The sequence below is a fragment of the Pseudoalteromonas sp. KS88 genome, assembly GCF_004766475.1.
Taxonomy (GTDB): domain Bacteria; phylum Pseudomonadota; class Gammaproteobacteria; order Enterobacterales; family Alteromonadaceae; genus Pseudoalteromonas.
This window is the reverse complement of sequence record NZ_PYHV01000014.1, coordinates 14,785-37,253: the sequence shown is the minus strand read 5'-3', so window position 1 is coordinate 37,253 and position 22,469 is coordinate 14,785. Positions and strand designations below refer to the sequence as shown.

Annotated in this window: 19 protein-coding genes; 9 read left to right on the top strand and 10 right to left on the bottom strand. The window is 40.9% G+C overall.

The window, feature by feature from the left end; all coding sequences use genetic code 11:
• Window positions 1-5 precede the first annotated feature (5 nt).
• The 6 genes from C7Y70_RS08755 to C7Y70_RS08730 form a co-directional block, all read right to left on the bottom strand.
• The gene (locus C7Y70_RS08755; RefSeq protein ID WP_135474453.1) at window positions 6-710 is read right to left on the bottom strand and encodes an HAD-IA family hydrolase; all 705 of its coding nucleotides are present in this window, start codon (window positions 708-710) and stop codon (window positions 6-8) included.
• 11 nt (window positions 711-721) lie between these two features.
• The gene (locus C7Y70_RS08750) at window positions 722-1,675 is read right to left on the bottom strand and encodes a tyrosine recombinase XerC (protein ID WP_135474451.1); all 954 of its coding nucleotides are present in this window, start codon (window positions 1,673-1,675) and stop codon (window positions 722-724) included.
• A complete protein-coding gene (locus C7Y70_RS08745) occupies window positions 1,672-2,295 on the bottom strand; it encodes a DUF484 family protein (protein WP_135474449.1) in 624 nt (207 codons plus the stop codon). The genes C7Y70_RS08750 and C7Y70_RS08745 overlap by 4 nt, the downstream gene beginning before the upstream one ends.
• Window positions 2,292-3,122, bottom strand: coding sequence for a diaminopimelate epimerase (gene dapF, locus C7Y70_RS08740; protein ID WP_135474447.1), 831 nt, complete (start codon window positions 3,120-3,122; stop codon window positions 2,292-2,294). The genes C7Y70_RS08745 and dapF overlap by 4 nt, the downstream gene beginning before the upstream one ends.
• 63 nt (window positions 3,123-3,185) lie before the next feature.
• On the bottom strand, window positions 3,186-4,439 hold the full coding sequence (gene lysA, locus C7Y70_RS08735; RefSeq protein WP_135474445.1) for a diaminopimelate decarboxylase: 1,254 nt from the start codon (window positions 4,437-4,439) through the stop codon (window positions 3,186-3,188).
• Complete coding sequence (locus C7Y70_RS08730; RefSeq protein WP_099295250.1) at window positions 4,440-4,634, bottom strand: lipoprotein; 195 nt, start codon at window positions 4,632-4,634, stop codon at window positions 4,440-4,442. It lies immediately after the preceding gene.
• Between the two features lie 134 nt (window positions 4,635-4,768).
• Between C7Y70_RS08730 and cyaY the strand changes: the two genes are divergently transcribed.
• The 8 genes from cyaY to add all read left to right on the top strand — a co-directional run bounded on the left by cyaY (window position 4,769) and on the right by add (window position 14,579).
• Window positions 4,769-5,092, top strand: coding sequence for an iron donor protein CyaY (gene cyaY / locus C7Y70_RS08725; RefSeq protein ID WP_099295251.1), 324 nt, complete (start codon window positions 4,769-4,771; stop codon window positions 5,090-5,092).
• Window positions 5,089-5,745: a carboxylesterase gene (locus tag C7Y70_RS08720; RefSeq protein WP_135474443.1), complete on the top strand. Its 657-nt coding sequence runs from the start codon at window positions 5,089-5,091 to the stop codon at window positions 5,743-5,745. Before cyaY ends, C7Y70_RS08720 begins: the two co-directional genes overlap by 4 nt.
• Before the next feature lie 22 nt (window positions 5,746-5,767).
• Window positions 5,768-6,610: a DUF2914 domain-containing protein gene (locus C7Y70_RS08715; RefSeq protein WP_135474441.1), complete on the top strand. Its 843-nt coding sequence runs from the start codon at window positions 5,768-5,770 to the stop codon at window positions 6,608-6,610.
• Between the two features lie 38 nt (window positions 6,611-6,648).
• Window positions 6,649-7,599 carry a hydroxymethylbilane synthase gene (gene hemC / locus C7Y70_RS08710; protein ID WP_099295254.1) on the top strand — a complete coding sequence of 317 codons (951 nt, stop codon included), beginning with the start codon at window positions 6,649-6,651 and terminating at the stop codon, window positions 7,597-7,599.
• Entirely contained in the window at window positions 7,600-9,432 is a 1,833-nt protein-coding gene (locus C7Y70_RS08705; RefSeq protein ID WP_135474439.1) for a uroporphyrinogen-III synthase, read from the top strand.
• On the top strand, window positions 9,429-10,532 hold the full coding sequence (locus C7Y70_RS08700; RefSeq protein ID WP_135474437.1) for a heme biosynthesis HemY N-terminal domain-containing protein: 1,104 nt from the start codon (window positions 9,429-9,431) through the stop codon (window positions 10,530-10,532). The genes C7Y70_RS08705 and C7Y70_RS08700 overlap by 4 nt, the downstream gene beginning before the upstream one ends.
• A 28-nt stretch (window positions 10,533-10,560) precedes the next feature.
• Window positions 10,561-13,245 carry an ATP-binding protein gene (locus tag C7Y70_RS08695; RefSeq protein ID WP_135474435.1) on the top strand — a complete coding sequence of 895 codons (2,685 nt, stop codon included), beginning with the start codon at window positions 10,561-10,563 and terminating at the stop codon, window positions 13,243-13,245.
• A 332-nt stretch (window positions 13,246-13,577) separates the two neighbouring features.
• Window positions 13,578-14,579, top strand: a complete 1,002-nt coding sequence (gene add, locus C7Y70_RS08690) for an adenosine deaminase (protein WP_135474433.1) — start codon at window positions 13,578-13,580, stop codon at window positions 14,577-14,579.
• 35 nt (window positions 14,580-14,614) lie between these two features.
• Here add and C7Y70_RS08685 read toward each other — a convergent pair whose 3' ends face one another.
• From C7Y70_RS08685 to ubiD, 3 genes are all read right to left on the bottom strand, one after another.
• Complete coding sequence (locus tag C7Y70_RS08685) at window positions 14,615-15,025, bottom strand: CBS domain-containing protein (protein ID WP_099295258.1); 411 nt, start codon at window positions 15,023-15,025, stop codon at window positions 14,615-14,617.
• Between the two features lie 202 nt (window positions 15,026-15,227).
• On the bottom strand, window positions 15,228-15,941 hold the full coding sequence (gene fre, locus C7Y70_RS08680; RefSeq protein ID WP_099295259.1) for an NAD(P)H-flavin reductase: 714 nt from the start codon (window positions 15,939-15,941) through the stop codon (window positions 15,228-15,230).
• A 73-nt stretch (window positions 15,942-16,014) separates the two neighbouring features.
• Window positions 16,015-17,481, bottom strand: coding sequence for a 4-hydroxy-3-polyprenylbenzoate decarboxylase (gene ubiD, locus C7Y70_RS08675; RefSeq protein WP_099295260.1), 1,467 nt, complete (start codon window positions 17,479-17,481; stop codon window positions 16,015-16,017).
• 184 nt (window positions 17,482-17,665) lie between these two features.
• Between ubiD and C7Y70_RS08670 the strand changes: the two genes are divergently transcribed.
• Window positions 17,666-20,305: an EAL domain-containing protein gene (locus tag C7Y70_RS08670; RefSeq protein ID WP_245321446.1), complete on the top strand. Its 2,640-nt coding sequence runs from the start codon at window positions 17,666-17,668 to the stop codon at window positions 20,303-20,305.
• A 132-nt stretch (window positions 20,306-20,437) separates the two neighbouring features.
• Here C7Y70_RS08670 and C7Y70_RS08665 read toward each other — a convergent pair whose 3' ends face one another.
• Window positions 20,438-22,459 (bottom strand): methyl-accepting chemotaxis protein, encoded by a 2,022-nt coding sequence (locus C7Y70_RS08665; RefSeq protein WP_135474431.1) that lies wholly within the window; start codon window positions 22,457-22,459, stop codon window positions 20,438-20,440.
• Window positions 22,460-22,469: the final 10 nt, after the last annotated feature.

The following is a 22,469-nucleotide window of genomic DNA, read 5'->3' as shown; positions in this document are numbered from 1 at the left end:
TACTCTTATAAAAAATATTTAAGAGCATGAATTGATGTAATCTCTACATCAGGTAAGCCTCGGTAAGCATAGTGAGCTTGCTGATCGTTTAGCCACAGTGAGTGACAGCCTGCGTTGTGCGCGCCGTGCACGTCTGTATCTAAGCTATCACCAATGTGCAGTATGTGTTTTGGCTCAACGTTTAGCTGTTCGCAGGCTTGATCAAACATAGTTGGGTGTGGCTTAGCTTTACCATGTAGACCTGCTTGTAAAACAAGTTCGAATACGCCATTTAGGTTAAATCGTTCAACCTCGACATTACCATTTGTAATGGCAATGAGTTTATATTTTTTAGCTAACTGAGCGAGTAATGCTAACACATCATCACTGATCACTATTTGGCTACGCGCGTCAGCAAACGCTTGGTAAGCGCCACTAACATGTTGCTCAAGTTGCGCGTCTTGGTAGCCTAATTTGGCCAAGCCAAGTTGTAAGGTGTCTTTTCTCCACTGGGTCACGTTATCAGCCAGCGCAGGGTTTTGCTTAACAGCTTGCTCTCTACAGTATTGCCAATAGTGGCGACCTTGTGCTTGCCAATCAGGTAACGCGTTTAAATAATCAACTTGTGCCTGCACAGCTGCTTTAATAATAGGGTGATTATTATAAAGTGTGTCGTCTAAATCAAAGCTGAGCACTTTTACTGGCGTAATGGCACGGTTAAAACGGATCATAAAATTCCTCGTTAGTCTGGGTCGTGGCGCTTTTTAGCGCGCGGGTGCGTGTTATCGTACACCTTAGCCAAATGTTGAAAGTCTAGATGAGTATACACTTGAGTTGCAGACAAGCTGCTGTGGCCTAATAATTCCTGAACTGCGCGTAAATCACCTGATGATTCAAGAATATGGGAAGCAAAGGAGTGGCGCAACTTATGAGGGTGTACTTGGCTGCTTATACCTTGTTTAATCCCCCATTGTTGCATACGTAATCGTACCTGTCGCACTGATATTCGGCACTTTTTACTGCTAACAAACACCGCAGGCTCGTCTGGATTAGCAAACTGAGGGCGTAATTTTAGCCATAAATTTAACGCGGTTAGTGCTTTGCCGCCCACCGGTAATAAGCGTTCTTTGTTGCCTTTACCACGAATTAATATTTCACCTTCACTACGGTTAATATCCTGCATGTTAGCGCCAACTAACTCGCTGATGCGCAAACCAGAAGAATACATTAATTCCATCATGGCTTTATCGCGGATAGCAAGGGGATCATCGTCATCGATTTCGAGTAGGCGTGCCATTTGATCAACATCGAGATTTTTTGGCAGAGGCTTGGCAAATTTAGGGCCTTTAATTGCTTCAGCAGGATTGTGATAGTGGTTTTTTTCGGTGACTTTTTTTGATTTTAAAAATTTATACAGACTACGAATACAACTGAGCTTCAAACTTATTGTACGGCCACTGAGCTGTTTACCACGCAGTGCCATACTGTAACGGCGAATATGTTCGCCCTGAACATCCTGCCAACTGTCACACAGTTTACTGAAATAGTGCGCAGCAAATTGCAGCTGGCTGGTATATTGGCTAATGGTGTGCGCTGAGTATTGTTTTTCAAACCGTAAGTAATCACTAAACAGTTGAATAGGTGTGAGCCATTGCTCGCCTAAGTGGTTTAAACTAGGAGGTTGCTCCTCGCTCATGCCAATTCCAGTTGGAGTTCCAATAATCTAAGTTGCAAAGAGCGTACAAATTCAAGCACAAAAAAGCTATCTTTGGCTGGTTCAAAGTGATTTGCATCAAGGCTACCAAAGGCAAGTATGGCCACAGGGTGTTGGTTGTTACCAATTAGGTACAAAGCAGTTGATTGAGTTTGCTCAGCAAACAATAAGTCTCGCTCTTGCTGGCTAACTCGGCCTAGGTAAGTGCCCGTTTCTTCTAAGCGATGTTCTATTAATGCATCATATTTAGTTTCGTAGCGTACTAAATGGCATTCACTGATTGCAGGGCTGGTGCAAATGATATTTCGCAAGTTAGTCGCTAAGGTTTTAAAATCGTAATTAGTCCAAAGCTGCCGATGGCATTGGCTGAATAACCGATAAATAGATTCATTTTCAGTTGCTTGTTCAATCAGTTGCTCAATTTGCGCTTTCAGCTTGGTATTGTGTTCACGCAACTGGCGTTGTTGGATGTGCACTAAAGACGTTGCGCCTTGAGCATGTTGCTGCAATTCAAGCTGTGCTAAAAGATCTGGGTTTTGCAGTAAAAAATCCGGATTTTCAGTTAGAAAGTCGCTAACTTGTTGTTTTGTTATTTCACTCATAGGGCAACCTGTCCATCAAATACGTGTTCTGCAGGGCCTGTCATTCTTACTGGATGACCTTCACCTTGCCAGCGAACTTGCAAGCTTCCGCCCGGTAAATCCACTTGTACTGTCGTTGCTAACTTGCTTTGTACTTGGCCGATAACCATAGCAGCACAAGCACCTGTACCACAGGCGAGTGTTTCGCTTACACCGCGCTCCCAAACTCTGAGCTTAATGTGATCTTGCGAAATGACTTGCATAAAACCCACATTAACGCGTTGCGGAAAACGCTCATGATTTTCAAGTAGAGGGCCTAGAGTATTCACGTCGGCAGTTTCTATATCGTCGACCTCAAGTACGCAATGAGGGTTACCCATCGAAACCGCACCACTAAATACGGTGTGTTCTTCGGCGCGAATAATATAGGTGAGCTCTCGTTTACTCGCTTTGAGTGGAATTTTATTCGGCTCAAAATTGGGGTGGCCCATATTAACGGTAACTTGCCCATCTTTTTCAATATAAAGAGTCAGGTTACCTGACTTGGTAGACACGGTGACTTTATGTTTATTGGTTAAGCCTTTCATGCGCACGAAGCGTGCAAAACAGCGCGCGCCGTTACCACACTGTTCAACTTCGTTGCCGTCAGCATTAAAAATACGATAATGAAAATCGAGATCAGGAGAATAGGGCGCTTCGACCATTAACAGTTGGTCAAAGCCAATGCCAAAATGGCGATCTGCCAGTTTTTTGATTTGATCTCGTGATAAGAAAACGTTTTGTGTAATATTATCAATTACAACAAAATCGTTGCCTAGGCCGTGCATTTTAGAAAAATTAACTAACATAGCGCTCTAATTCGGATTTGCTCTGCGCTAATCATGCCACAGAGCAGCCGGGTTACAAAAAGTTTATGGTAAAATTTTCTCGCCTTGCCATAGGCTTTCAATTGTTTCACGCTCGCGGATTAAATGGCTATGCTCACCATCCACCATTATCTCAGCTACACGTGGCCTTGAATTATAGTTTGAGCTCATTGTGAAGCCGTAAGCGCCCGCACTACGTTGGGCAAGTAAATCGCCTTGTTGCAGAGCAAGCATGCGATCTTTACCTAAAAAATCACCCGTTTCACAGACAGGGCCGACAATATCAAAGTTACGTGTTGGTGTGTCATCTGTGCGAGGGGTTACAGGGACTATATTTTGCCAAGCTTGATAAAGTGATGGGCGCAACATGTCGTTCATACCCGCATCAACAATGGCAAAGTATTTGTCTTGGTTTTGTTTGATAAACTCAATTCTAGTAACCAAAATACCAGCATTTGCAGCAATTGCGCGGCCAGGTTCAAATATAAGCTCTAAATCTTGGTAGTTTGCTAAACGTTCAGTGATCTGCGCTACATATTCACTTGGGTGTGGAGGTGTTTCTTCATTGTAAGGCACGCCTAGACCACCACCGATATCAATATGACTCAGTACGATACCGTTTTCTTTTAATTCATCAATCAGTGCTAATACTTTATTTAAGGCTTCTAGAAATGGCTTTATCTCAGTGAGCTGTGAGCCAATATGGCTATCAACACCGATTATTTTAAGGCCAGGTAATGAGGCTGCGTATTGATACACACTTACAGCAGTAAGAATATCTATACCAAATTTATTTTCTTTTAAGCCTGTTGAAATATAAGGATGCGTTTTAGCGTCGATATCTGGGTTTACACGAATTGAAATAGGTGCCATTAGGTTAAGCTCTGTCGCAACCTGTGAAATGCGGTCAAGCTCGGATACAGACTCGACGTTAAAGCATTTTATGCCAAGCTTAAGTGCATAGGCTATTTCATCTGCGGTTTTGGCAACACCTGAAAAAACGACCTTGTTAGCATTGCCACCGGCTTGAATAACACGAGCCAGCTCACCTTTAGAAACAATGTCAAACCCTGAACCTAAGCGTGCCAAAATATTTAATACGGCAATATTTGAATTTGCTTTAACTGCATAGCAAACTAAGCTTTTATGGTTTTTAGCGGCGTGTGCAAAGGCCGTATAGTGTCGTTCAAAGGTTTTACGAGAATACACATAGCATGGAGTACCGTATTGTTCAGCTAATGTGCTGACAGCGATGTCTTCAGCGTGAAGGTGATCATTTTTATAGTCAAAAAAGTCCATCTATTGATCCTGTTTCGATTGAGTGGGTGATGCAGAAGCTTTGCTTTGTGAAGTTACAGGTTTTTCTTGAATATTTTTCTCTACTTCATCATCAGGTAAGTACAAAGCGCCACTTTGCCCACAACCCGCTAAAGTCATGAGTAATACACCCATAGGAAAAAGTCGTTTTAATTGTTTAAGATGCATCTCTTTCATTAGATTAATCGCGTTGCTGGCTTTATAATCGCAGATTAACAGAATATCTAAAAAATGCAGCTATTCGCGGATGATTTTATTCCTGTTACACTACCTGCATGCAAATTGTACCCAATGCCGTAAAGGAAATAATAATGACAGACCATGAATATCACCAATTAGCCGAAGCACTTATGTTCACAATTGAAGAGCAAGTTGATGATTGTGAAGCAGATCTAGATTATGAATCTGCGCAAGGGATATTAGAAATTATTTTTGCTGATCGCTCTAAAATAGTGATTAATAAGCAAGCACCATTACATCAGGTGTGGGTGGCAACAAAATTTAACGGTCATCACTTTGAATTACAGGGTGATAAATGGATTGATAATCGCTCAGGCGCTGAGTTTTGGCAATTCATGAATGAGGCCACTACGCGTCAAGCTGGGCAAACTGTTGAGTGGCAATCAGAGCTATGAGTTTAGAATTTGTAGAATACCCGGCAAAAGCAGCACACAAAGCAACGATTATTTGGTTGCATGGTTTAGGTGATTCTGGAGACGGTTTTTTACCTGTTGCTCCACAATTAGCCTTACCAGATGAGTTAGGGGTTAGATTTGTTTTTCCACATGCTCCGGTGCAACCTGTAACGATTAATGGGGGCATGGCCATGCGCTCTTGGTACGATATTAAATCGATGGATTTAGATAAACGTGCCGATGAAGCGGGTGTACGTGAGTCGGCAGAAAAAGTTGAGCTGCTTATCAAACAAGAGCTTGAAAGTGGTGTCCCGGCTGATAAAATTATTTTAGCAGGTTTCTCACAAGGCGGCGTAATTTCACTACACTTAGCGCCTCGGTTAACACAAAAATTAGCAGGGGTTATGGCCCTCTCAACTTATATGTGTGTACCAGAGAAACTATCAGGCGAAGCGAAACATACCGATTTAAATGTATTTATGGCGCATGGTCGTCATGATGATGTTGTACCGCACAGCGCGGGTCGTAATGCGTTTGACGTATTATCTGCACTGAACATGGATGTAAGCTGGCAAGATTACCCAATGGCTCACCAAGTCTGCGGGGAAGAGCTAATGGCAATCCGCCAGTGGTTAATTGCTCGCTTAAGTTAATGATTGAAAGCATGAGGCTATTATGAGTCAAAAAATCGTGATTACTGCAAGTATGAATAAAGCAGCGGCAGAAACGCTACCGTCCGTGACTTATCAATGGCATTGGCGGCGTATTGCTACAGCCATGCTGTTTGTTTGCGTTCTTTTGGTGGTGCTTGTTTATAGCCTTATGGGTTCAGTGAATGCTGAACAAAATGACTTATCTACAGACAATATGCGCCAAACGAGCCCACAACTTAAAGTTGAAGACGCTGAGCCTGTGATCGTAGAGCAATCATCTACAACACTTGCATCGAATGACAACGTAATAGAAGTCAGTGAGCCTCCCATTGTAAGTAACTCAGATACTGATTTACCGCCAATGCAGGTGGTAAATATTGTAAAAGATGAGCCATCAGTGTTGTCGGAGCCACAGATTGAATCGCAAGAAATTGCCGAGCCTAGTGCTGAAACCCAGTTACCAAGCAGCAACCAAGAAAGCTTTGCGGAAACAGCGCATATAGCAAGTGTTGCAATTGGGGCCAAAATAGATACAGACAAAGTGAGTAGAGCTGTGCTTACTCGCAAGGTCGTTGAGCGTGAGCCGGTTAATGTTTTTAAAGCGGATATTCGATTAACTGAGTTTACCGATACATTGACTTTCTTTAGTGAACTTAAAAATTTACAAGGCCAAAGTATCAGGCATATTTGGCGTTATGATGATCAAGTTATGGCGAGTATTGAATTGAAAGTGACAACACCACGTTATCGTACCTACTCAAATAAACATATTTTACCTGAGCAAATTGGATATTGGCGCGTTGACGTGGTTGACGAGCAAGATCATTTATTAGCGCAAAAAGAGTTTCGTATTTTAGCTGATTAGGCTTTACGTTTGATTAGCAAAAACAATTGGATTTATTCATGACAAATGAAGTAACTGAAAAAAAACATATTATTCGTATCGCCACTCGTAAAAGTGCATTAGCACTGTGGCAAGCTGAGTTTGTAAAAGCACAACTTGAGCATTTTCATAATGACTTAACCGTTGAGCTTGTGCCTATGTCGACTCAAGGTGACATAATTTTAGATACACCATTGGCTAAGATTGGTGGTAAAGGCTTGTTTGTTAAAGAGCTAGAGCAAGCAATGCTAGATGGCCGTGCAGATATTGCTGTGCATTCAATGAAAGACGTACCTGTTGATTTTCCTGAAGGTTTAGTGCTGCATACGATTTGTGAGCGTGAAGACCCTCGCGATGCGTTTGTCTCTAACTTGTATGCCAATATTGATGAACTTCCACAAGGCGCTGTTGTGGGTACATCAAGTTTACGTCGTCAATGTCAAATTCGTGCACGTCGCCCTGATTTAGATATTAAAGACTTACGCGGTAACGTTAATACTCGCTTGGCAAAGCTAGATGACGGCCAATATGATGCCATAATCTTAGCCGCAGCAGGCTTAATTCGCCTTGAAATGCATGACCGAATTAAAGCATTTATAGAGCCTGAAATATCATTGCCTGCTAATGGTCAAGGCGCTGTAGGTATTGAATGCCGAGATGACGATGACGTGACGAAAGCTTTACTTGCGCCGCTTGAGCATAATGAAACACGTATTCGTGTAAATGCAGAGCGTGCTATGAACCGCCGCTTGGAAGGGGGATGCCAAGTTCCTATTGGTGCCTATGCACTTGTTGATGGTGAAAAGGTTCACCTTCGTGGTCTCGTGGGGGCCGTGGATGGCAGTGAGATTTTACGCGCTGATATTAGCGGCCAAGCCGTGGATGCGCAGATGCTAGGTACTCAATTAGCTGAGCAGTTGCTTAGTATGGGTGCTGATAAAATTTTAGCTGAAGTATACCGAGACGCCTAAATGTCACACATCCTGATAACTCGACCACAAGGAAAAGGTATTGACCTTGCCAAGCAACTTGAGCAAGCGGGTTATCAGGCGACTTTGTTTCCTGTTTTATCAATTGACTACCTTGAGCCAAATAGTGCGCAATTAACGCCGTTGTTAAATGCGGATAAAATTATTTTTATTTCTCAAGATGCAGTCAATGCATTACTGGCACTCAAACCTGATATTAATACCAAAGCACAGTTTTACGCAGTGGGTGAGCAAACAGCCGATGCCATTTGGCAAGCGTTTGGAGTGCGCGCTGCGGTGCCTAAAACGCATGATTCTGAGGGCTTATTAGCGCTTAGTTCATTGCAACAAGTTGCACAGCAAAATATCGTATTAGTGAAAGGTAAAAAAGGTCGGCCAACTATTGCAAATGCCCTCAAAGAACGAGATGCCTTTTTAAATAGCTTAGTGGTTTATCAACGTCAGCCTGTTAAAGGTGCACAGAGTGACTGGCTAGACCACTGGCAAAGTATTGATGTTGAAGGTATAGTTATTACAAGTAATGCGGCTGTTGATGCAATTTTTCATCAACTATCGTCAGCACAACTACAATGGTTAGAACACTGCCAGTTTTATGTTGCCAGTAAACGAATTGGTGAATATTTAAAGCAACATTTAAGTTCGGCAAACATACACATTGCTGCAGGCGCAAGCGATAGCGCGATGTTTACCTGCATCAGCCAAGGTAAAACTATGAGTGAAAATGCAAAGCCATCGGCCTCTGTTGAGGTGAAGCCAGCTGCTAAAGCGGCTCAAAAGTCAGCCTCTACTTCTGCTGAAAAACAAGAACCTGCCATGAATCAAAACAATAAAAGAAGTATTAGTAAAACGGGGAGTTTAGCGTTACTGATCTCCTTAATTGTCGCCTCTGGTGTGGGGTATCAGTTTTATCAGAAACTAAATACTGGTCAGCAAGAGAATGCAATTATTGAGCAGTTAAAGTCAAATAACGAGATCTTAAACGCTGAACTAGTGGCTGTAAAAAGTGCGCAACAAACATTGCAGCAAGCACTGTTTAACAGTGAAAACAAAGTGGCTGCGGCGCTTGAAAAAAATACAGCACAAACTCAACAGCAGTTAGAAAGTGCTTTACAGCGTGCAGAGCAACAGGCATATAGCCTGAATCCTCAAGAAGTCACTAGCTTGCAACGAATGGCTGAGTTTAAGCTGTGGGCTGAGAAAGATTATCAAGGGGCAGCTGCAGTGTTGTCTCGGTTAGATTCTTTGCTTGCGGAGCATCCAGGTACTGGTGCTATTCGCCAAGCTATTCATCAAGATTTACAAGCCCTTAGTAGTGTGCAAAGGGTACCTGTTGAAGCAATTTACTTAAAGTTGCACGGTCTTGTTGAGCAAGTTGAGAATCTGGAATTCAATGCGGTTTCTTTACCTCAAGAGGTGGTAAAAGAAGATCAACATGCATTGAGTGAAAATGTGAGCGATTGGCAGCAGAATTTAGCCAACTCATGGCATCAGTTTAAAGATAATTTTATTAAAATTCGTCAGCGCGAGGGGATGGCCATTGAGCCATTACTAACCGAACAAGAGCGCCATTTAATTCAGCAGCGTTTAAACTTGTATTTAACACAAGCACAAGATGCAGTTTTAACTAAGCAAGCAAGTGTTTATTTTACTGCACTTAGCCAAGCAAATGACTTAGTTAACGCGTACTTCAAGCTTGATCAGCCCCTAACAAAAAGTACCGTTAAGGCACTGGATGAGCTTAGTAAAGAAAGTTTGCAATTTAAACACGATATTGCATTAACAAGCACCGAGCAGGTCAAGGAGTGGGCAAAATGATCCGCTTAATATTGGTTATTTTAGCCATTGCTATATTGCTTGCTGTATCACCTATGCTAATTGGTGAAGTGGGTTACGTGTTAATTTCATTTAACCAAACAACGATTGAAGGCTCTATCGTTGCGTTTTGTGCCACCTTTATTGTCATCGCATTAGGGTTATATTTAGCCTATAAGTTGATTCGCTATGTTTGGTCATTATACAGTCGTACTCGTCATCGTTTTTTCGCGCGAAGCGAAGAACGTAAACAAGCGGCTATTGAACAAGGTGTATGGTGTTTAGTTAATGGTGATTACGAGCAGCTAGAGCTTGCGCTAGACAATAATAGCGTCACCGAATCTTGGCAGGATCTACGCTACGCCATGTTAGCCAAGGCCGCTTTACAAGAGAGTAACGCAGGCAAAGCTATTTCTTATTTAGATAAAATTAGTCCAGCCAATCAGCTTAAAGCAGCTAAATTATGGCTTGCCAGTGGCGACAGTAGTACTGTTACCGGTGAATTAAAAGAGTTAGCGGAGTCAAAGAAAGCCAGTGCATTAGAGCTTAAATTGTATGCTGAAGTGTTAGTTCAGCAACAAAAATGGTCTGTTCTTGAACAATTTATGCCTCGTTTATTGAGTAAAAAAGCACTCACAGAGACTCAGTGGCAGGTATTGTTTAGTGCTTATTTTAGTGCCCAATCAGAGATAGTTGATAAATATCAATCGCTTAGTAAAAGTTTGAAAGTGAAAGCGCACTTTGCCTATTTGTCAGCTATGGCAAGAGCGGGCCGTTTAAGTGAAATTGAACTAATATTATTAAAAATGCTGAAAAAGTCAGATGATCAGTATCAGTTGGCACAAATACTTAAAGTATCAGCACCAGGAGATGCCTTAAAGTTGCAAGCTAATTTGCAAGATGCATTGAAAAAAGATCCCGATAATCAACAGTTGCTGTTGGCATTAGCATGTTTAGCAAATGCGCACGGTGAGTATGATTTAGCTGCTCGAGTGTTTGATAAGGCGCTGGCCCCTGATAACCAGAAAGATTATTTAATACAAGCTCAACTCAGCTATAGTAAAAGCGCACAGCCTCAAAAGGCGCTTGATCTATACTTGTAACGTATCAATGGCAAAGGAGCGCCAGATTTTGAAGAATACATTTGTTTTAACCTTCAGTCTGGCTGCGGCTTACTTTTGTACCGGTTACCTCAGTAATTTTTTACTAGCCATTGACGGCTATGCTGTTGCTTCTTGGCCTCCCTCAGGTATTGCCTTAGCCGGTCTGTTATTGTTTGGTTATCGAGCTGCTTTGGGTGTATTTATTGGGGCGATATTGACCAATTTAATTCATCTTAATAGTGTTTCAGATATTCTCCAATGGCATGTTTTCTTACAAGCTATCTGTGTCTCTTTTGCTGCACTGTTACAAGCCTTAGTTGGGCGTTATTTTATTGTAAAAGTAATCCAAGCCCCGTTAGATTTATCATCGTTAAAACGCAGTGTTCAAAGCTTAATTGTCGCTGGGCCTGTTAGTTGTGTAATTGCAGCTGCAATTGGCACAAGTTTACTGATGATTAATCAGGTTATTCCTGCACATGCCGCCTTAAATAATTTTATAACTTGGTGGATTGGTGACAGTATTGGGGTATTAATATTTACACCTCTCTTACTTGCTGCTTTTAACTATGAAAGAGCGCGCCATCGATTACAAGTGATAGTGCCTGCGATTATCATATATGCTGTGATCAGCGTGAGCTTTTATGCCGCTGCCAGTTTAAAAAAAGACAAAGATATTCAAAAGGAAGAAGCCAAACTTGCTGAGGTGCAATCAGAAATTAACTACAAAATAAATGAAATTACTGGGCACTTAACTTTGTTATCAACGTTCTTTGCAAGTAGTAATGAAGTTGGTCCAGTCGAGTTTGAGCGCTTTACATCTAAGTTGCTAGAATATAATAAGGAAATTCTCGCGTTTAAATGGGTTCAGTTAGTTGAGATTAATCAGGTCGAACAATTTGAAAAAACACTATCAACCATCTCTCCTGCGGCTTTTATAAAAGAAAAGTCCCCTCAAATGTTTTGGCAAAAAGCGCTTACACGACCGACTTATTACCCCGTCCATTATGTTCAACCATTACATAATAATGAAGAGCTAATTGGGTTTGATATGGGATCGGATGAAACTAGAAGAGACGCGCTATTAATGTCAAAAGCATTAAATGAGCTTGTCATAACTAAGCCAGTTCAGCATTCCCATTACGGGAATGTCGTTTTATTCTTTATACCTGTTTTTGGTGACCTAGATACGTTAAGTGATTACAAAGGGCATGTTGTAGGTGTGGTCAGCTTAACTGAATTTGTTGGCCGATTACAATTTGACCATTATGAACAAGTGAGTGCGAACTTTTATGATGTGACTGATAGTAAAAAAAACATCATTTATGAAGACTCAGCAAATAGATTAAATATACTAAAAGAGTATCAACTGTTAATAGGCAAGCGCCTATGGCAGGTTGAGCTAGTAGCACCTAAGAACCAATCCTCATGGTTACCTTATTGGTTGGCGCAAATACTTGGGATGTTATTTGTGTGGTTGCTAATTACCTTTTTGATCTCGGTAACGGGCACTAATATCCATGTTAGAGAACAAGTAGCTAGACAGACCCGCATACTGCGAGAAGAAAAGCAAAAAGCTGATGAAGCAAGCCAAATAAAAAGTCAATTTTTAGCGAATATGAGTCATGAAGTCCGAACGCCAATTAATGGCATTAAGGGATTGCATTACTTGGCGTTGCAGCAAGATAACTGGGAACAAGCGAGACATTATATTGAGCAAGCGGATGGCGCATTAAATGTACTATTACGAGTGTTAAATGATGTGTTAGATTTCTCAAAAATGGAAGCGGGTAAGCTTGATTTAATGCAGGAGCCAATTTCCATCAACCAACTAATAGATGAAATATTCAACCTAGTTCAATTTGATGCCGGAGTTAAGTCCTTGGCTGTTAATTTACAGTTGGATAAAGATGCCGAATTAACGCTAAACACCGATCCTATTCGCTTAAAACAAGTATTGCTAAATTTATTAAATAATGCGATTAAGTTTACTGCTTCTGGCACGATTACCATTAAAGTCTGGCAGCAAGCACAGAATACTTTTTTTAGCGTCAAAGATACTGGGATCGGAATTAGCCCAAGTGCTCAGCAGCAGTTATTTCAACCATTTGCACAAGCAGATAGCTCTACATCGCGAAAGTTTGGTGGCACAGGCCTTGGATTAAGTATCTGTAAAAAGTTAGTTGAGATGATGGGTGGCGAGATTTCACTGTATAGCGAGGAAGGTCGTGGTGCGAAATTTACGTTCTCATTGCCGAACAACTCCCCTTTGCCAAAAGCTGAGAATTTTCAGCCGATATATAATAATCTTGATGTTGGTAGCCTATCGTTTGCTGATACGAGAGTATTATTGGTTGAAGATAATCCTTTAAACCAGCATGTTGCATCCGCAATCCTTAAAACGAAAGGGTGCGAAATTGACATTGCAAATGATGGTTATGAAGCTATTGAAAAAGTGACACTGAGTAAATACGACTTAGTACTTATGGATATTCAAATGCCAAATATGGATGGGCTAGAGGCTACTCAGGTTATTCGCAACGAGTTAGGTATGACTGAGTTGCCTATTATTGGTTTATCAGCAAATGCGCATGATGAAGACATTAATAAAGCGTTGAATATGGGAATGGATGGGTATTTAACAAAACCAATAGAAGCGGACAAGTTGTTTAAAACGATTTGGCACTATATGCCCAAACCACCTCAAGATGCATAATTCAGCGTTTCACAGGGGCTTAATATCAAGGCGTTATTTTGCAAGAATGGCACTCCCTTTTACAAAAGTAACAACGATGAGAGTAAGTGCCTGTGAAACGCCCTGCAGGTTGGTTTAAAAGCGATTTTAACAATAGAACCACTATTTCTTGCAATTAATGCCTTGCCTAAATCGCTTTTAACTCCAACTGAAACTGCCACCTTGAGGTGGTTTGGGTATATTACTCCCAGTGATGACAAATGACCTCTCTATTAGAAACAGAGTCAGCTAAACTTGAATTACCGATGTAAATGCGTATGATCCGCGCAAATTCAATAGACTGAGCACTAATTATGATAAATAAAAATCTTCCGTTGCTAGATATTCATCGCCATCTTGATGGCAATGTACGTGTGCAAACAATTTTAGAACTAGGGCGTCAGTTCAATATTGAATTACCTGCAGACAATATTGATGCGTTGACCCCACATGTTCAAGTGATCGATCCTGAACCAAACCTCATGGCTTTTTTACAAAAGCTTGACTGGGGAGTCACCGTGTTGGGCGATTACGATGCGTGTCGTCGTATTGCTATTGAAAATATTGAAGATGCTCAGGCTCAAGGCTTAGATTATGTAGAATTGCGCTTTAGTCCATATTACATGGCACAGAGTCAAGGCTTGCACCCTCAAGGTGTCGTAGAGGCTGTTGTAGATGGCATTAAAAGTGCCACCCAAACCAGTACTGTTAAAGCAAACCTTATCGGAATTATGTCGCGTACTTATGGCACAAAAATTTGTCAGCAAGAACTTGATGCCTTATTGGCGTTTAAGAATGACTTAGTTGCTGTTGATTTGGCTGGTGATGAAATAGGTTTTCCGGGTGAGTTGTTTGTAGAGCATTTTAAACAAGTATCAAATGCGTATTTAGCTGCCACAATTCATGCGGGTGAAGCGCTTGGTGCCGAGAGTATTTGGCAAGCGATTAATCAGTTGGGTGCAAATCGAATAGGCCATGGTGTTAAAGCAATTGAAGATCCTAAGTTAATGGATTACTTGCGTGATAACCGTATTGGTATTGAGTCATGCTTAACCAGTAACATCCAAACAAGTACCGTTGCTAGCTTGGATATACACCCATTAAAACGCTTTTTAGATCATGGTATTTTGGCAAGCATTAATACAGATGATCCTGCAGTTGAGGGCATTGAAATCGAGCACGAATACAGTGTTGCAGCACCTGCAGCCGGTTTGACGCAAGCTGATATGGAAAAAGCCCAAGCAAACGCGTTACAAATCGCTTATTTGAGTGATGCTGACAGGCAGCAGCTAAAACAAGCTGCCGCTGCACGTTAATTAACAGCGGCTAGTAGGCGCGCTTTATTGCGTGCCTAATGTTCTTGGCAGCTAATATAATTATCATAGAGTGCTTTTAATATATCACTTCGGCCAATCATACCAATAACTGTGGTCCCATCTATAACAGGGTAGTTTTTTGGCTTACCTGGTTGCATTTGCTCTGCAAGCTCAATGATATTCATGTCGCCACTGACGGTGACAACATCAGTGCGCATTAACTGAGATACTTTAACCACACCATCACAAAAGTAGCTGTTTTGCATAAGTGGTTTTAATAGCTCCTGCTCAGAAATAAAGCCCACTAAACATTTATTGTCATCAAACACGGGGGCGCCTAGTAATTTAAACTTTTGCAGCTCAGAAATGGCGGTAGTCATTTCAGTAGTCGGGGTGATGTGTGGCAACTTATGTTGCATAAAATCTCTTACTTTTGTATTTAGCATTTGGGTCTCTCCCAATTATTAAGTTACATAAAGTATGGTTAAGGAATGGGGTTTTGTGAAATTGTTTATGCTGATTAGTGTGATAGGTTTAAACAATCAACTGTCGATTTTCACAGTGTTACTTTGATATTGGTAAGCTGTTATGACGTTGCTGGTGTGTAGGTATAAAAGCACCGTGCGGTGCTTTTACGGTGTGCAATGACTACTTGATAAACGCAAATGCGTCGGCATACATGTTTTCGCGAATTGCACCGTGGGCAATAAAGTCATCACGTACGATACCTATCATATCAAAGCGACCAGCCATATAAATATCGTATGGTGCAAGCGAGGTGATATCTGCCATCACTGCTTTGTGCACAAACCCTGTGTGGCCGTTCCAGCTATCGCTAGGGTTTTCAACAACAGGAATAAACTTAAAGTTCTCTCGGCTATCAGCCCATGCTTGCATTTCTGTGTGGGCGTATAAAGCAGACTCTTCACGCACACCCCAGTAAAACAGCACTGGGCGCTCACAGCCGATTTCACTTAAATGATCAGCCATTGATTTAACGTAAGAAAAACCTGTGCCGCCGGCAAGTAATATTATTGGGCGTTCACATTGTAGGCGTAGTTGTGAAACACCTAAGCCAGTTTCAATGGTGACTGTTGTATTACTTTTATGTGCATCACGAAGGTGTTCAAGTGTTTGCATTGCGTATGAGTCAGCGGCTGACGCACCTATATGTAGCTCTAGCTCATCACTTTGTGAAGGGCGGCTAGCAATTGAAAACGCACGTTTATCTTTTTCACCTAAAACGACTTGCAAGTATTGGCCAGCTTCAAAAGTAACGCTTTCAACTGGCTTTAAAACTACTTTGTTAACAAATTCAGTTAATGGGCTGATAGTAATAACTTCAGCGTGTAATGTTTGCATGTTTTACCTTAAATTAGCGGAGATGCACTTTATTTGAGCAATAGTAGCATATCCGCACAGTGAGTTTACAGAGTTAGAGAATATCTAGGCTATCCCAAAGTTCATCAACGCGGTCTTTTGTTTCTTGATTCATCACAATCGGTTCACCCCATTCTCTATCGGTTTCGCCAGGCCATTTGTTTGTTGCATCCATGCCCATTTTTGAACCTAGACCGGAAACAGGTGAAGCAAAATCAAGATAATCAATCGGGGTGTTTTCAATGAGTGTTGTATCGCGAGCAGGGTCCATGCGTGTTGTAATAGCCCAGATAACGTCATTCCAATCGCGGGCGTTGACATCATCATCACAAACAATAACAAACTTGGTATACATAAATTGACGTAAGAAAGACCATACGCCCATCATGACTCGCTTAGCATGACCTGGGTATTGCTTTTTCATAGTCACAACAGCCATACGATACGAGCAACCCTCAGGTGGCAAATAAAAATCTACAATTTCAGGAAATTGCTTTTGTAAAATTGGGACAAACACTTCATTAAGCGCAACACCTAATATTGCAGGTTCGTCAGGCGGGCGTCCTGTAAAAGTACTGTGATAAATTGGATCTTTACGATGTGTCATATGCGTGACGGTCATCACAGGGAAATCATCAACTTCGTTGTAATAACCCGTGTGGTCACCATATGGCCCTTCAGGCGCAGTTTCACCTGGCATGATATAGCCTTCAAGCACGATTTCGGCGCTTGCAGGGACTTGTAAGTCATTAGATACTGATTTTACAACTTCAGTTTTACTACCACGTAGTAATCCAGCAAAAGCGTATTCGCTCAGAGTGTCTGGTACAGGGGTAACGGCGCCTAAGATAGTAGCCGGATCGGCCCCTAAAGCAACGGATACTGGGTAAGGTTGGCCTGGGTTTTCTTTACACCACTCTTGAAAATCAAGTGCGCCACCACGGTGCGATAGCCAGCGCATAATAATTTTGTTTTTACCTAATAACTGTTGGCGGTATATTCCTAAATTCTGGCGTTTTTTATATGGTCCGCGGGTAACAGTTAATCCCCAAGTAATTAATGGGGCTGCATCACCTGGCCAGCAATGTTGAATAGGCAGTTTCGTCAAATCAACATCATCACCTTCAATAATTACTTGCTGGCATACTGCTTTTTTCACTTCTTTAGCAGGCATGTTTAATACTTGTTTAAACACAGGAATTTGACCAAGCGCTTCTTTTATTCCCTTAGGCGGTTCAGGCTCTTTTAGGAACGCTAAAAGTTTACCTACTTCACGAAGTTCGCTTACATCATTTTGACCCATTCCCATAGCAACGCGCTTTGGTGTGCCAAATAAATTAGCTAACACAGGAATGCTGTGTCCTTTTGGGTTCTCAAACAATAAAGCGGGGCCTTTTGCACGTAATGTACGATCTGCAATTTCGGTCATTTCTAAGTAGGGATCAATTTCTTGGTGGATACGTTTTAATTCACCTTGCTTTTCCAGTAAATCTATAAAATCTCGGAGATCTTTGTATTTCATAATTGGCCGCTTTAAGGTTAAAAATGTGCTTTGCATTATACCCAATAAAGTAGGTTAAGCGAATTATACTAACTCTCTCTAATAGCTTAATTTAAATGGTATTAGTTATTTTTACCAAACATTTAAGTTATCGGTTTCATTACATTTTTATGTGTATGGGCTATAGTTGATTTAGTTGTTTTTTGTGAGCTTTCAATTAATGGGTGGGTTTATCTTAAAAGTAATACTTAGGTTGTGGTTAGTATGTGCTTTTATGGTGCCATTGAGCAACGTGCAGGCAGAAAATCTATTAACGCATGTGATTGATGGTCAAATCTTTGCAGATCACAGTGCTGTCATGCTGGTTATTGAGCCTCGAACAGGTGATATTGTATTTGCTAATGAATCAGCGGCAGATTTTTATGGCTATAGTATTTCGCAACTACAAGCGATGAAAATTCAACAAATAAATATTTTTACCGAACAGCAGGTTGCACAAGAGCGACAAGCGGCATTAAATAAAGGGCAAAATTACTTTGTTTTTAAACACCAATTAGCCAGTGGTGAAACTCGCACAGTGAGTGTTTATTCGGCTCCATTTGAACTTGATAATAAACGCCTTTTGTTTTCTGTAATTCATGATATTTCTTCTCAGCGGGCCCTTGAAAAAGAACTCTGGCATTACCAAGAAAATCTCGAGGAGTTGGTTGCAAGCCAGACAAAAGAAATAGAAAAAAAGCGCACTTATCAATTTATTTTATCCGTAATCTCAATCGTTTTACTTATGGTCTTACTCGCTATTTTGACTGTGTTAGCAACACGCTTACGGTCCGCAAAACGGACAGCACAAAAAGATAGCGCTACATTAAAAGCTATTTTTAATGGTATTGATGACTTACTGATATTCACAGATACCGAGCACACCATATTAGATGCCAATACAATGGCAGCACAAAAGCTAAGTAATGAAGATGAACTTAAAGGGAAAAGTATTTACACCTTTGTCGATAATGTCTCTGCTATTGGCCAGCTTGATAATGAATGTCAATTTAGTGGTGCAAAAGGCACTTTTTGGGGGGAGGCGAATGTCACTGCCGTGATGGATGAGGCTGATCATAAAATTGGTGAGATTCACTTAATTAGAGATATTACTCAAAAGCTGAAAATACGCCAGCAACAACGTCTTGCCAGTACTGTATTTTCTACCACCAATGAAGGTATTTTGGTTTCTGATAGCTTAAATAAAATTCAAGCAATTAATAGCGCATTTACACAAATTACAGGTTACCAAGAAAGTGATGTGCTGGGCGAAACACCGGCAATCTTAAGTTCTGGCCGTCACAAGCCTTCGTTTTTTCAAGCGCTCTATGCGAACCTCAAGGAAAGTGGCCACTGGGAAGGTGAGGTATGGAATCGTCGCAAAGATGGCAGCATTTACCCATGTTGGCTAAATATCTCTGTTGTGTTTGATGAAGAAAAACAAATCGAAATGTATGTTGCTCTGTTTAACGATATTTCTTCGCGTAAAGAAAGCGAACAAGAAATGTGGTTGCAAATCAACTTTGATAATTTAACCGGGCTCGCCAATCGCTATTACTACAATAATAAACTTGATCAAGAGATGATCCGCGCAAGTACAGAAAAAACGCGCTTAGCGATTTGTTTTATCGACTTAGACCGCTTTAAAAATGTTAACGATACTTTAGGGCATAACAGTGGCGATGTGTTGTTGCTTGAGGCTGCAAATAGATTAAAAGCGTGTATGCACAGTACTGATTTAGTGGCACGTTTGGGAGGAGATGAGTTCGCTTTACTACTCTCGGGTAGAAATAATCTAGTTGATATTGAAAGGGTTGCGAAAAAGTCCCTGCAAGCATTGAGTTCTGCATTTAAAATAGGTGAGCATGAAGTTTTTGTTTCCGGCAGTATGGGGATCACTATTTATCCTGATGATGGCGTAGAACGAAAAATATTATTACGCAATGCAGATAGTGCAATGTACAAGGCAAAGGAGCAAGGTCGTAACTGCTTTGAGTTTTTTACCCGAGGAATGCATGAGCAAGCTACGGCTCGAAGTAGGGTTGAGAATGCCTTACATAAAGCACTGTGTAATAATGAGTTTACTGTCTATTATCAGCCAATCATAAGTAATGACAGGAAAACTTTTGGATGCGAAGCGTTACTAAGATGGCAAAATCCTGAACTTGGCAACGTATCTCCCGCCGAGTTTATTCCGATTTGTGAAGATTTAGGACTGATTGTTCCCATTGGTGAATGGGTATTAAGGGAAGCGTGTCGAGAAGCCGCGAAGTGGTGTAGTCAGTTTAACGGTCAGTTTTTCGTCACTGTGAACTTTTCCAGTGTACAGTTTGTCCGTCAAGATATCGCTAAGTTGGTCAGTGATGTATTGGAGGAATGTCAGTTATCAGCAGATTGCTTAACTTTAGAGATCACTGAAACTTTACTTGCTGAGAATAGCGCTAATATTCTACAGCAGTTGCAAGCGATTCGTAATTTAGGCGTCGGTTTAGCCATTGATGACTTTGGTACGGGCTATTCATCCTTGAGCTATTTGAAGCGCTTTCCATTAAGTAAGTTAAAAATAGATCGTGAGTTTATTAAAGATTTACCAGATGATAATGAAGATTGCGCGATGGTGAGTGCTATTATCTCTATGGCAAGTAACTTACACTTAGAAGTCGTTGCTGAAGGTGTTGAGACTGAGGAACAGCGGGTATATTTATCGGCATTGAATTGTGATTATATTCAGGGCTTTTTATACAGTAAACCGCTCCCTATGAACGAGTTTGATAACTACTTAAAAAACCTGAACCCTGGAGATTAGTAAATGTATTTGTGATTTAATATCAATACATTAGTGTATATATTAAACTGAGTTCAGGCTAAAACATTTATTGAGCAGTACCACCTATTGTTTTGTACATAGAAATTAAATATATGTGCACTACTTTTCATGCTAAAACTTGAAACGCTCAACAGCACTTGTTAAAGAGTGTGCTAATTGATTTACATCTTCACTTTGAGTTGCTAAAGATCCTGCATGGTCAGCATTGCTCTGCGCTTGATCTGTCACCGTGGTCATGATGTGTTTTATTTCATTACTATTATTAAGCTGGTTATGTGAAGAATCTGCAATTTGCTGACTCATTTGGTTAACTGTCACTAAAGTGCTTTTTATTTTATCGACTGCCTGCTTTAACTCACTGCTATTAGTTACACACTCAGCAGCTTGTTGCTGTCCGTCATTAATCTCACTCTGTGCCGTATTTGCTTGTTGTTGCAATGTTTGAATCATTGTATGAATTTCATTTGTTGAGCTTTGCGTGCGTGCTGCCAAAGAACGGACTTCATCGGCGACAACAGCAAATCCTCGCCCATTTTCCCCCGCACGCGCGGCCTCTATAGCAGCATTTAATGCAAGTAAGTTAGTTTGTTCTGCGATGCTACTAATGGTATCGACAATTGCGCCTATCAGCTGTGTGTGTTGTGTTAGTTCTTCAGTACTGCTTACAGCTTGATCTAAACGCGCCAATAGTGCTTGTATTCGCTGGCTGTTTCTATCAGCAATTTGATTTACATCGTTAGAAAGTTGCGATGCATTGGCTATTTCATCTGACGTGCTTTGGGCTTGCCCATTTACGGTTTGTGAATTATTTAGCATTGTTTGTGCAACCGATGTGGCTTGTGCAATTCGTTCAAGTTGTTGTGCTGCTGCAACAGTCATTTGTTGACCTTGTGCACTTGTTTGAATGGCAGACTGATCAAGTATGTGAGCGTTGTCACTAATATCTGAAAGTAACTTGCCTAAGTCATCGCTGAGCTTGTTTATATTAGACAATAGAGTGCCAAACTCATCATCACTTCGAGGGTGTGTACGTTTGGATAAATCGCCCGAAGCTATTCTGGCCAGTGCTTTGTTGACTGCATTTAAGGGTTTAAGCATCGCGCGGGTTGTAAGCACTGATATTATGGCGGCAAATGAAAGCAAAATAATACTAATAATAATAGCCAATGAAGAGCCTGTACTAATTGTTGACTGAGCGCTTTTTTGTAGTGAAGTAAATCGTTCGTCAGCTAATTGATTTAGTTCGATAATGAGTTTTTCAGTTTCTTGGAATTGCTGCTGAAAACTATTAAATGCATTCTCAGCGTCTTGACGGCTCATCAAGATAGTTTTTTGTGGTTGGTAAATCGAGACAAGCTTCTCATTTACTTTATTCATTTTCTCAGTTAAAACCGAAAAATCAGCAGCACCGTTTAGCTCGCTTGCTTGTCGTTGCAAGTAGTTAAAGTTTGATTGAACATTATCGAGTAGAAAACTGGCATCTCGTTGATGCTCATCCAGTGTTGCTAATGAGCTGATGTGCTTAATACTTTTCAAATTATTACTTAAGGTAAACAATAAATCGTCAATACGTGTTGCTGTACCTACCATAGCATCAAGGATAGGTTGTTGTTCCCGAGTAACCTGTAGTAGTTCTAAATCCAGTAAATCATTACTTAATGCTGTTATTTCTTCTATGTATTGCGTGCTTTGTGAGGCTAGTTTTGATATCGCATTCAAACCACTTTGTTTGGCGTTAAACATGGCTGTGTTAGTTGTGATTAAGCGCTGGAATTCATCATCAATTTGGACAAGTAGTGACTGCATTTTGGGTTGATCTTGTAGTTGCAACTCAAGAATAGCAAGCTTGTCGTTAAACAATTTTTGTTCATCACTAGTTTGTTTTTGTTCGTGACGCAATTTTGCAATTTTGCTTTGGCTAAACGCCACAGCATTGAATTTTGTGATTGATAAAAGCGAAAGTTGTAATGCGTTACTCTGTTGTTGGACAGGAACAGCCAGTGTTTCAATGTCTGAATTGGCAACACTAATTTTGCCGAGTGACCAGTAAAAAAAGCCACTACTTAATAGCATTAGTACACCAATTGCGGTGAAGGCAAATATTACTTTGTATTTAATAGCAATTGACTGCATAACTAACTCA